The organism is Dehalococcoidia bacterium (assembly GCA_035310145.1).
Taxonomy (GTDB): Bacteria; Chloroflexota; Dehalococcoidia; order CAUJGQ01; family CAUJGQ01; genus CALFMN01.
This window is the reverse complement of sequence record DATGEL010000147.1, coordinates 1-10853: the sequence shown is the minus strand read 5'-3', so window position 1 is coordinate 10853 and position 10853 is coordinate 1. Positions and strand designations below refer to the sequence as shown.

Sequence of the window (10853 nt, the reverse complement as noted above, 5' to 3'; positions counted from 1 at the left end):
TTGTTCCCGCCTGTTTTACCGGTTGGCGCTGCGCACAGATGGAGCGCCGGCAACGGTTTTTTGGCCATTTTGTGCCACATCACCCGCTCACGCTCACGCGGGGGCATACCGCCTTCGCCCATTCACGCAAAACCTTCGGCTAAACATCACCCGCTCACGCGGGGACATACCAGCACGGCAGTATCGGTTGCCGCCAAAAACCACCTGCTCATGTGCACGGGCCATCGCAGATGTCGCACCCATGACACATCGATCGGGCCGGCCCGCCTCACGCGCGCGGCGGGCATCGCTGGGCAGCGCGGCTATTCGCTGTTGTCCTCGCCTTCCGGCGCGTTCGTGCGCACGGCGATGTACTGCTCCAGGTCTTCCCGCCGCACGCGCCAGCCGAGCTTGTCGCCGCCGGGGCGGTAGCCGCGCAGCCGGCCGCTTTGCAGCCAGCGCCGCACCGTCTCCGGGTGCGTGCCCAGCCGCTCGGCGACTTCCTTCACCGTAAGATCGCGCGCTGTTGCCATCGTCATCACCATCGCTGAACCCTCCGAGTCCAGCATACCACGAAGTATAGCAATATGGTGGCAAAGTTGACCATAACAGCCTATTACGCTTGACTATGTTGTACGAAGTGATATGATAGCCATGTAAGAAACAGGCCGGCGGGTGGTAGGACACCCAACCGGCCCAACGAGAGGAAGGGTGAAATGACCACCGCATCCCCCCGCCGCCAGTCTAGCGTCGCGAAGGTGGCTCGGCTCCATCAGCACCCGGACAGCGGCGCCGTCCACGCGCTCAGCTCCGACGGCCGCACCGTCTACGTGGTTAAGCTGGGCGACACCACGAGCTGCACCTGCATCGGCTTCAGCCGGTACGGCCGTTGCTATCACGTCAGCACGGCCCTTGAGCGCTTCCCCGCCTTCTACACCCGCCCCGCCGCCGTCATCGTCCCCGTGACCGAGCCGGAGCCGCCTACCCCGGCGGCTCCGGCCTTCCTCGTCGCTGGCACGTACATCCCCGGCAAGCTGTTCTCCATCGGCGGCCGCGCCCGCCGCGCGGCGTAGAGGGATGACGCGATGGCGACGATGAGCACCCTTGCCACCGACGACTTCGAGGAACTGGTTATCCGCTGTGCCGAGATGGCGGGCATCCTGCGCGATGCCCGCCACGCCGGCGCCGCCGTCCCCGTGCTCTGCCTGCTCGACTGCGACCCGCGCCACTGGACGGCGTGGGGGCGCGCCGAAGTCTGCGCCAACTGCGGCACGCGGCCGCTTCCCGCCGACGTGTGGCACGCGGCGCTGACGACGCTGCTGCGCGAGGGCATGACGGAACGGCGGGCGGCATGAGTGCACAGCCTACCGCTCCGCGTCCGCGCAAGCGCGTCCCCTGCCGGAAGTGCGGCCGCGGCGTCTTAATGGCCGCCTACGCCGGCGCCTACCCCGTCTTCATCCGCTGCGGCGCCTGCCGCCGCGAGGGCAGCACGGCGGCGCCGCTGCCGGAGACAACCGACGCATGGAGGAAGGCGGCATGAACGCACCCCCCACTGCGGCCGCCCTGGCGCGCTGCCGCGCCGAACGCGACCGCCTCGCCGAACGGCTTGCGGCCGCCGAGCTGGTGATTGCTGAGGCACGGGCGCTGTGGCATGACGCGGTGCTCCACTACACCGCCGCCCCAACGGCGCCGGAGCTGGCCCGGTCTGCGGCGCGAGCTGGGCCTGTGAGCACCGGCCGGCGGCGCTGGGCGCCACGTCAGACATGGACAGCCTCAGCGCCGAGGAAGCCCGGCGCATGGTCGATGGGCTGCCGCGCTGGTTGTGCGGTGAGTGCCGCGACTGGCCGGACCGTGTACACGATGCGGCGGGCGGCTATCAGGCGGCCTGAGCCGGTGTGGCCATTGATCTGCGATTGCTAGCAATGGCCTGCCGCCACGCGGCTTCGCTGCTGTTCCGTGCTGTTTAGCACCGCAGCAACAACTTTTCGCGACAGGCGAGGCGAAGCCGCTCATGCTGGATGGAGGGCCACGGATACCCCGTACCACATGCCCTTGAGGTTTACTCGATGCCTACCCGACACCTTCCCGATGCGATGTGATGTGTAGTGGGTGCGGTCAGCCGCTCTCGAAAAGTGATCCCGACTTCCGCCAAACGGACGGCGGGATGAACTTCTGGCACGCTCGGTGCCTTGCGCGGCAGCTCGCGTGGGAGCGCTCACAGGAGGAGTAGTCGCGCCGGAGCTGACCGGCCGCTACGCCGCAGCGCTGGCCGCATCCGCCCTGTTTCGGTGTGTTTTACAGACCTGCCCCGCGCTTGTTCTGCGTTGTTTTGCAACGCGCCGATTCAGCGCATCCTACTGCGTGATCTTGATGGTGCCTGCCGTGCCAGTAAATGACTGATATTGCAGTTCAGTCGGAGTGCGCCCATCGCCAAGCTTGAACACGATGAAGCCGCGAACGCTCTGCCCCGGTACCATATCGTTGAAGTTGAGTTGTGGTGTCGGTCCATCAGTAATAGCCGGCGTGTTGGCGAAGCCAGCGGAGTCTTTCAGGTGGAAGTTGAGCCGATTTAGGTTGTATGTCTTCCCTCCGGTGTTCTGTGCAGTGATGTCCACTGCAATGTAGTGCGTGCCAGCTTCCGCTGGAAAAATCTGGTCTGCATATGGTTGGGTGCCATTGACTGTCAACAGGAGGTCGCCGATCTGCGCTTGATTGCTGGAAAGCGTGGACGAGGAGCGGCCCCCCGCTTGCGATCCCGAAGCTGCTGCACCTGCCCCGGTCTGACCGGCTACAGACTTGTTGGTATTCGTCTTACTGGAAGCACCGATAGCGGCCACGATGCCCACCACGATGGCGAGTAGGACGAATCCGCCGCATCCGATACCGATGATCTTGCCGACGGCGCCGCCTCCGCGTTGTACGGTTGCCGTCTGGCCATTGGCGCTGATGATCGACCGCAACGCCGTTTCGAGTCGTCCGGCGTCGTCAAGCGTCGCGCCCTCAATCGGGTAGACCCGCCCAGTGCGACCGCGCACACTGACCGTGCTTCCCTTGCGATCGACGGCGCGCATGTCCTTTACGTCCATCGTGCCGGCAATGCTGCCGTCGGGTTTGGTCAGCTCGAGCATGTAGCTTGTGACGCGGTACTGCCCTCCATCGGTCAAGGAACCGGATATCTCTTCGTCGTGCTGCATGGCGGGGTGCCTCCATGTAGAGCAGTCCGTGCCGTGGCACACGGAACCTGATGCTGTGCAGCATATGGCAGAGATATCGCCGCGCGATATAGATAATGCCCGCTGCTTCTACACTGCGACGTAGAGGCCGGCAGAGTCGCCCGGTCGTGCATGGCTGTAGCGGCTCGTGGTGGCAAGGCTGCTGTGGCCGAGCGTCTGTTGCAGGACGTGGATCGGGCAGCCGCGGTCAAGGCTGTGCGACGCCAGTGCGTGCCGCAGCCAGTGCGGCGAGACAGGCGCCATAATCCCCGCCCGCTGCGCGGCCGCGCGCACGATGCGTTCGGCCTGCGAGCTGGAAAGCTTCCCGCCGCGTTTGCGCGAGCGGAAGACCGGGGCATCGCCTGAGGCGTCGCCGCGGAGCCGCAGCAGCTCGGCGAAGACGCCGGCCGGCAGCCGCACCGTGCGTTCCTTCTCGCCCTTCCCCCAGACCGTGACCTGGCCGGCGTCGCCGGCGGGTTGCAGGTCGCGCCAGCGCAGGGCTGTGGCTTCCGAGACGCGCAGCCCGCTCGCGTAGAGCAGGCGCAGCAAGGCATGGTTGCGCGGTTGCGTCTCCAGCGCGAGCAGCCGGTGCACGTCGGCTTCCGGCAGGATGCGCTCGGCCAGGCGGGAACGGCGGCCGGGTACGCGCAGTGCGGCGCCGGCGTTGACGGGCAGCACGCCGAGCGTGTGGCCGAAGGTGAGGAGCGATTTCAATGCGGTCAGGCGCAGCGCCTGCGACGCCGCCGCAAGCTCGCAGCCGGCGAGCTGGTCTGCCCACGCTTGCAGGTCGGCGAGCGTCACGTGATCGAGCGGCGCGGTGCAGCAGGCGCGAAAGGCGCGCCAAGCCGTGCGGTACGCCGCCTGCGTGTGCAGGCTGCGGCCGTGGAGCCACTGCGCGATCAGGCGGTCTTCGGCGCTATCGGCTGCAACGAGCGCGCGCTCAGGTGTGGGCGGTATCGGGGTCAGGGTGGCGGTCATGCTGCTCATCCTCGGTGATAACGGGCGCTGGGTCGGGAGTCTCCCGCTTCCAGCGTTCAAGTTCTTCAGGCGTTGGCGGCGCTAACAGGTGGTCCCACAGCCGCCGCCAGGCCGCGCGCTGGGCGGCAAAGTCCGCCTCGCTTCTCGGACGCGGAGGACGGGGCGAGGGAGCGTCTGCCATCGCGGGAGCACCTGCGGCTTGTGAATGCGGCATAGCGTTGCTTATGCTGCATTCAATCCTAGCATATGCGGGCGTATGCGATGCATATGCAGGTGCGTATGCAGGACGCGCCGATGGCTGAGCTGACCGTGCCCGAAGCGGCGGCCGCTCTGGGCGTGCATCACGAGACGATCAGGCGTCGCATCCGCCGCGGCGAGCTGGCGGCGCGTAAGGATGAACGCGGCCGCGTGCTGGTAGACGTGCCGCGTACGCACGCTGATGCAACGCATACACCCCTGCATACGCAGGCTGAGGCGGACACCATCGCCGGGCTGCTGGCCGCACTCGCCGAGAGTCAGGCCGCGCTCAGGCGCGAGCAGGAGAACAGCGCACAGTTGCTTGAGCGCCTGAAGGCCGCCGAAGGCCAGGTGCTCGGCCTGCTGGCAACGCAGGGGCGGATCGCGCCGCCGGTCGAGACGACGTACAACACGCTGCCTGCGACCGCACAGCACGCCGCCACGCACGCTGAGAGCCACGAGAATCGGCCTGCGCGGCCGCAGTCGGGGCAACAACCGACGGCGCGCCGGGTGTGGTGGCGATTCTGGCGACGCTGAGGCAGAGAACCGCGACGGCGCCGGCGCACGGACTGACGATAACAAGCAGGGCAGGCAAACACCCGCCGAGATCAGCCTGTGGAGCCCAGCTCGTGGAAGCACCCGAACCCCGCACGTTCTATCGCATTGTCCAGAGCGACCCGCCCACTGAACGCGACTTTCTCTCCCATGCCGAACAGGGGAAACCTGCCGGGCGCAAGGCGCAGGCAGAAGGCTTGCACACCGGCGTGAGCGTCTATGACTCGCTGGAACACGCGCGCGACCGCGCCGCCTACTGGCAGTTTCGCCACGGCGAGTACATCGCCGTCCTACGGGTCGCGCAGAATCCGTCGATTACTTACAAGCAAACGTCGAACGATCCGGCCCATTTCACACTCTGGGCCACTGCGGATGTCTTACTCGCCTGTGTAGAATCGGTGCATCCGGCAGAGGAGGCCACCGCGTAAGGGCGGTGAGTGGAGGCCAGTTGTGGCCTACATCGTGATGGACTTGGAAGACGCCAACGTGGTGGACGAGTGCGCCACGGAGCGTGAGGCGCTGGAGTTCGTGCACGCCACGATCGACAAGTACGGTGAGCGCGCCGTTGCTCATTGGGCGATCGGTCCCGCAGACCGGTCCCGCCCACCGATTCGCGGCGATGAACTTATCGACCGCGCCCGAGCGGTCCCGGCGTAGCGGCGCGCGGAACAGAGCAGAGAGCGCCCGGCCTATGTACGAGCCGGGCGTTTCCGTGTCTCGACCAGTCATGATCTACGAACTGTGGGACACCGAGAGTCGCAACGTGATCGGCGAGTTCGACTCCGAAGCCGAGGCGCTGGCGGCTGTCCTCGAAGCCGTGGACGCGAACGGCGACGAGTCGGCCGCGCTGTTCACGCTCATCGCTGTACATGACGACGGCACGAGCAAGGGCATCACCGGCGGCGCGCAGCTCGTTGAGCTGGCCCGGCAGCGGCGGCAACCACTACCCGCGTAGTCACCCCAGGCCGCTGACTCCCGCAAGCAGGTCGCTCATCTGGTCCTGTCCGCGGCGCGCTTTCGCCTCAAGGGCTACCGGGTCCGAACCGGCCTCTGCTTCAACCGCGAGCGCGTGCAGCGTGGTCGCGTTGCGCGCCGGCTTGCCGACCAGATACGACGCCAGCCACTCGCGCGCTTTGGCGTCCCCGTACTTCGCCCGGTCAACCGCCCGCTCGACAATCTGCCGCCACGTCTCCGGCGGGCATGCCTCGCTGATGATGCTCAGGTAGGCGCGTTCCGTCTCGCGCCGCGGCCGGCCGGGTCCGCCGGGATTGCCGGGGGTGAACTGGCCCGTTCCGTTGCGCCCGCTGGTGCTCTTCATCGTTGCTGCGCTCCGTTTAGACGGCCTGAAAACGGCTTTTGGGTAGCGGCAGATGCGACACGGCCGCGGCCGTGTCGCATCAGTCCTGATCACCACTCTGAGCAATTGTCGCAGTTGCCGTGCGCCGTTACCAGCGCTTCGAGGCGCCTGCCGGGCAGCGGCCGTCATGCCGCCCCGCCACGCGCTACCCGGTCGAGACATGCGCCGCAGCGGCCCCACTGCGGCCCGGCGGTTGGCCCGCCGCAGTCAGCACAGTCGGCCGGCGGCCTGAGCGCCGCGGCGAGTGCGGCGAGCCCGTGCCGCGCAACCAGCTCGTTCCAGTCCTTGCCGGCGGATGGGCGCCAGCGCTCGACGGTCGCGCCGAGTGCCACGAGCGCCGGCGTCAGCCTCGCCGCGGCCGCATCGCCGGCAGCGTCGGCATCGAGCGCCACCGCAACGGCACGGAAGGCGCACGACTGCGGCAGCCAGTCTGGCCCGCTCGTGCCGCACAGACCGACGGCTGGCACCCCGGCGGCCGCCAGGCTGAGCGCGTCGATCGGCGCCTCGGTGATCACGACGCGCGCGGCGCTAAGCGCGCCCGGCGTGGCGAAGAGCCCCTGCGACTTCGCGCCGCCGGTGTGCGCGGCGGGCGTGCCGCCGTCCAGGTGCCGGCCGCTGACGGCGACGAGCTGACCCGCCGCGTCGCACACCGGGAAGAGCACTGCCGGCCGGCCGTACCAGCGCGGCGCGTGTCGTACGCCGGCCTGTTCTGCGAGCTGCACCGGCACGCCGCGGCTGGCCAGATAGCGTGCGCCAACGGACGCGGGCAGCGGCTCAGCGTGGTCGTAGGCGGCGCGCCAGTCGAAGGGCGTCTTCTGAGCCGTCTCGCCCGCCGTAGGCCGGTTCTCGGTCACTACAGCGCGTGCAGCGGGCAGCGAAGCGGCCGGCACCGAGTCGAGAGCGAAGGCGCGCCGGAGCTGAGTACGCCGGCGCTCCGGGGGTGGGCGCCAGTGCTCGCGCAGCACGCCGCGTGCGTCGCAGCGGAAACAGTGCCAGGCGCCCGTCCGCACGTTCACGGAGAGCGTGCGGTGTGCGGCGTCCTGCGGCTTCCCGGCACAGGCTGGAAGCGGGCAACAGAAGCGCCGTTCCCGCGTGCCGGCAGGGGCGTGCGGGTCGGCCGCTTCGAGGTCGGCGAGCGTCAGCGGCTCGGCCGCCGCGGCCACCGGCTACGGCTCCCGGAACCGTTGCAGGGCGCCGTGAAAGCGCAGCGGTAGCTTGCGGCCGGGGGAGCCGTTGCGGTTCTTCTCGATGGTCAGGGTGACTTCCACTTCGCCGGCGGCGTCGGGCGGCGTGTCCTTCTCGCGGGAGAGGCCGAGCACCGTTTCGCCGCCGTACTCCAGCTTGCGGCTGCCGGCGCCGGCGGAGAGGCCGCCGCTGGTCATGCTCGCGCGGTTACGCTCGGCGATCGCCAGCACGGCGCAGCTGAGGGTTTGCGCGAGGCCGCGCAGCGCGCTGAGGGCCACATTCAGCGCCTCGTACTCCGGCGCGCCCTCGGCGATCGCGTCGGCCCACGAGTGCAGCGAATCGATCACCAGCAGCAGGTACGGGCTATCGCCGCGCGTCACCTCGGCCGCGGCGCGAATCCACGCCGGCGCCGCCGGGGCCGTGGTGGCGTCGGCGATCGCGAGCTGCGGCGCCGCGGCGGCCGCCCGGCAGGCCAGCGCCAGCGAGTCGGCCGGCAGCAGCTCGCCGGAGCGGAGCCGGCCCAGATACGTTTCGGTCACACGCGCCGTATGCCGGCGGAACAGTTCGAGGCGCGCCATCTCCGCCGAGACGTAGAGCGCCGGGCAGCCGCAGCTCGCCGCGGCCTGCAACGCCAGCGCGGTTTTGCCCGCGCCCGGCCCGGCGTGGAGGATGTGCAGACCGCTGCTGAGGGCGCCGCCCAGCTCGCGGTCAAGGGCGGGAAGGCCGGTCACGGCGCCACGCGGGGTTTGCGTGACGCGCGCCTGATGCGCCGCCAGCGCATCGGCTTCCCACTCGGAAAGCAGGTCGCCGAGGCGGGCCAGGTGCGGGGCGTTTGTGGGGTCGGACTCAGCAGCGGTGCGAGTGAACATCGTTAGCGCACCCCCACCGGGTTCGGGGTGAGCGGCAGCCTGCAGAACGGGCAATCGCCGCCGTCGCGGGCGAGCGACGCGCCCCCGTCGCAGGTACACAGCACGGCGGCGCCGGCGTTCGGCGCAAACGGCAGCCAGCCGTCAGGCGGCGCCCATGCCGGCGGGTCACTCAGCGCCGTGAGCTGGCCGGCGAGCACCGCAGCGAGCTGGGCGGCGCGCTCGGCGCTGTCCGCCGCGTGGCAGGCCGCGATCCCCGCATGGTCGGCCGGGTCGGACGGCACGGCATACGGCGCGATCTCGCGGGCGGCCGCGCGGCAGAGCGCCTGCACGGCGCGGGCCAGGTCGGCGAGGGAGGCGAGCGAGTAGGCGCCGCCGGGCGCGGGATTCGCGGAGGCGGACTCAGGAGAGAGACGCTCGAACATGGGCGGGTACTCCGTGGCGGCTTTTCGTTCACGGTACCCGCCCAGCCGCGCCCAAAAAGCGCGGCGCTGGGCGCTAGGTCCTTTAGGACCTTTAGAGGCCGGTTTTGAACCTAAAATGTCACCTCATAGGCTAGTTTCCGTCACCGGATAGGCTAGTTTCCGAGTGGCCTTCCGGCAGCAGCCGTTGCACCGCGTGCGAGCCCAGCGCACGCCGCGCGGCCTTATGGTGCTCCGCGTGCGCTCGCACGCTGGCATCGTGGTAGACGAAGGCGATCGTGGCGTATGTGAACCCGTCGCGGCCGCGCCCTGGCTTGCGTTCCCATTGCCACGACGTGAGGATGCCCTGTGCTGCAAGCTCATCGAGGGCCTTCTCAAACCGCTCCCGCAACTTGTGCAGGGCGCGATGGTCTTCCGGGATGAGCTCATGGATGCCGTGCAGGATGGCGCCCACGGAGAGCGGCTGTGCGAGCGTGCCGCTGCTGGCTCGCACGGCGGTTTGGTAGCCGAGATAGGCCCCCAGCTTGATATGCAGCGCCTTGCGGTACGGGTCGAGCGCCAGCAGTGCCGCCGGGTAGCGCCCGATCTGCCGCAAGTCGCGGCTCGCCAGCCAAGCGATACCGGGCACGAGGCGCCAGGCTGTCACATCCGCGCGCCGCGGCCCGTCGAAGCCTTCCAGCGGGCCGGTATAGACGCCGCCGATCGCCTCGGCCAGCACCAGCCGCCCCCGGATGACTTGTGTTTCACGGTGTTTCCCCTTCACGCGCACAGCAACCGTGGCGTGTAGGTCCAGCGAAGCGAGGTTATGCACCGCGGCGTTGAATCCGTCGCGGTTGCGCTGCCCGCGAGCTGCTGCCCACTCTCGTTTGAGGCCTCGCGCTCCCGCGTACGCCGTGGCGGTCAGTCGAATACCATCGGTGGCCTGTGGCAACGCCATCCACTCGTTGGACAGGTACATCAGCAGTTGCATATCGGCAGGGCCGAGCGTCGCCACGCCCTCCCACAGCTCTGCGCAGGCTGCCTCCCAGATGGCTTGCGGGACGGCGGGCGTGCTCATGCGCTCCTCGCCGGGACGGAGATAGATCACCGAGCCGTTGATGTGGCCGCGCTCTGAGCGATACTCCGGCCGGCCCAGCAGCTCCGGCTTCCACGCTGCGAGGGGCGCGCCGATCGCCTGCAGTCCGAACGCCAGGGCGCCATCACTCGGCATTTCCAGCACGCCGGCCAGGGTCTTGGAGACGTGAACCGTTTTGCTGCCGCGCGGGCGTCCGCCCGTGCGCTCCCGCTCCTGCGGCGGCGCGGGTAGCGGGGTGGGCACCGTCATCTGCTCGCCGTTGCAGGTGCCGGTGAGGCCACCGGCCGGCAGGAAGTCAGCGATGGCGCCGGCGGAAGGGGCGGTCACAAACGTGAGCAGGCCGGAGGCCAACAGCCGTCTGTATTGCTCGGGCAGAGGCAGCTCGAATGGGTTGCGATCGTCCGACGGGGGCCGCTCGGATGGGTTGCGATCGTTCGGCGAGGGCAGCCAGTCGTCGCGCATGATCGCCCAGGAGTGACCCGGGAGGAATTCACGCTGTACCGCTGGCGTCGAGTACCAGGTGCACCAGGCGCGCAGCACGATGGCAATCGCGTCGGCGATACGCTCACCGGCGCGCGGGGCGAGGGCGCCAGCTCCAAGGTCGGCGCCGGTTGCGGTCGCGGTGATCTCGACAACCATGGCACCGGCGCCGAGTGGTGGTGGCGCGGTCAGTGCGGGAGTCATGCGGCCTGCGGACGAGGGTAACGGCGTGTCGTTCGTGGTGAATGGTCCTAGTGTCAACGCTGTGGTCGTCTCAGCATCATCCGACTGATTGGCCGTCCCGTTACCCTGCTCTGCCCGATGCTCGTTCACGCTCCCCATCTTCAGGCTGACTGGCGAAACGGCTTGTTCCCGCCTGTTTTACCGGTTGGCGCTGCGCACAGATGGAGCGCCGGCAACGGTTTTTTGGCCATTTTGTGCCACATCACCCGCTCACGCTCACGCGGGGGCATACCGCCTTCGCCCATTCACGCAAAACCTTCGGCT

15 protein-coding genes are annotated in these 10853 nt (G+C 68.8%); 6 read left to right on the top strand and 9 right to left on the bottom strand.

All coding sequences use genetic code 11. The features are described from left to right. Positions 1-302: 302 nt before the first annotated feature. Positions 303-518 carry a helix-turn-helix domain-containing protein gene (locus VKV26_25880; GenBank protein ID HLZ73350.1) on the bottom strand — a complete coding sequence of 72 codons (216 nt, stop codon included), beginning with the start codon at positions 516-518 and terminating at the stop codon, positions 303-305. Between the two features lie 177 nt (positions 519-695). Here VKV26_25880 and VKV26_25875 point away from each other — a divergent pair, with 177 nt between their 5' ends. Together VKV26_25875 and VKV26_25870 are read left to right on the top strand one after the other, a co-directional pair. Then, on the top strand, positions 696-1052 hold the full coding sequence (locus tag VKV26_25875) for an SWIM zinc finger family protein (GenBank protein HLZ73349.1): 357 nt from the start codon (positions 696-698) through the stop codon (positions 1050-1052). Positions 1053-1064: 12 nt separating this feature from the next. Further along, positions 1065-1334, top strand: coding sequence for a hypothetical protein (locus VKV26_25870; protein ID HLZ73348.1), 270 nt, complete (start codon positions 1065-1067; stop codon positions 1332-1334). Between the two features lie 88 nt (positions 1335-1422). On the opposite strand, the gene VKV26_25865 is transcribed toward VKV26_25870, so the two are convergent. The 3 genes from VKV26_25865 to VKV26_25855 all read right to left on the bottom strand — a co-directional run bounded on the left by VKV26_25865 (position 1423) and on the right by VKV26_25855 (position 4169). Then, a complete protein-coding gene (locus VKV26_25865; GenBank protein ID HLZ73347.1) occupies positions 1423-1632 on the bottom strand; it encodes a hypothetical protein in 210 nt (69 codons plus the stop codon). Between the two features lie 701 nt (positions 1633-2333). After that, positions 2334-3173: a DUF4352 domain-containing protein gene (locus tag VKV26_25860; GenBank protein ID HLZ73346.1), complete on the bottom strand. Its 840-nt coding sequence runs from the start codon at positions 3171-3173 to the stop codon at positions 2334-2336. Positions 3174-3281: 108 nt separating this feature from the next. Further along, positions 3282-4169 (bottom strand): tyrosine-type recombinase/integrase, encoded by an 888-nt coding sequence (locus VKV26_25855; GenBank protein HLZ73345.1) that lies wholly within the window; start codon positions 4167-4169, stop codon positions 3282-3284. Between the two features lie 294 nt (positions 4170-4463). Here VKV26_25855 and VKV26_25850 point away from each other — a divergent pair, with 294 nt between their 5' ends. The 4 genes from VKV26_25850 (at position 4464) to VKV26_25835 (ending at position 5916) form a co-directional block, all read left to right on the top strand. After that, positions 4464-4943: a helix-turn-helix domain-containing protein gene (locus VKV26_25850; GenBank protein HLZ73344.1), complete on the top strand. Its 480-nt coding sequence runs from the start codon at positions 4464-4466 to the stop codon at positions 4941-4943. A gap of 92 nt (positions 4944-5035) precedes the next feature. Further along, positions 5036-5389, top strand: a complete 354-nt coding sequence (locus tag VKV26_25845) for a hypothetical protein (GenBank protein HLZ73343.1) — start codon at positions 5036-5038, stop codon at positions 5387-5389. Positions 5390-5411: 22 nt separating this feature from the next. Further along, complete coding sequence (locus tag VKV26_25840; protein ID HLZ73342.1) at positions 5412-5618, top strand: hypothetical protein; 207 nt, start codon at positions 5412-5414, stop codon at positions 5616-5618. A 70-nt stretch (positions 5619-5688) separates the two neighbouring features. Next, complete coding sequence (locus VKV26_25835; GenBank protein HLZ73341.1) at positions 5689-5916, top strand: hypothetical protein; 228 nt, start codon at positions 5689-5691, stop codon at positions 5914-5916. On the opposite strand, the gene VKV26_25830 is transcribed toward VKV26_25835, so the two are convergent. From VKV26_25830 to VKV26_25810, 5 genes are all read right to left on the bottom strand, one after another. After that, entirely contained in the window at positions 5917-6279 is a 363-nt protein-coding gene (locus VKV26_25830; protein ID HLZ73340.1) for a hypothetical protein, read from the bottom strand. It lies immediately after the preceding gene. 164 nt (positions 6280-6443) lie between these two features. Further along, entirely contained in the window at positions 6444-7481 is a 1038-nt protein-coding gene (locus VKV26_25825) for a toprim domain-containing protein (GenBank protein HLZ73339.1), read from the bottom strand. A 3-nt stretch (positions 7482-7484) separates the two neighbouring features. After that, positions 7485-8372 (bottom strand): DnaB-like helicase C-terminal domain-containing protein, encoded by an 888-nt coding sequence (locus VKV26_25820; GenBank protein HLZ73338.1) that lies wholly within the window; start codon positions 8370-8372, stop codon positions 7485-7487. A gap of 2 nt (positions 8373-8374) precedes the next feature. Continuing rightward, positions 8375-8794: a hypothetical protein gene (locus VKV26_25815; GenBank protein HLZ73337.1), complete on the bottom strand. Its 420-nt coding sequence runs from the start codon at positions 8792-8794 to the stop codon at positions 8375-8377. A gap of 130 nt (positions 8795-8924) precedes the next feature. Further along, positions 8925-10505 (bottom strand): hypothetical protein, encoded by a 1581-nt coding sequence (locus tag VKV26_25810; GenBank protein HLZ73336.1) that lies wholly within the window; start codon positions 10503-10505, stop codon positions 8925-8927. Positions 10506-10853 lie beyond the last annotated feature (348 nt).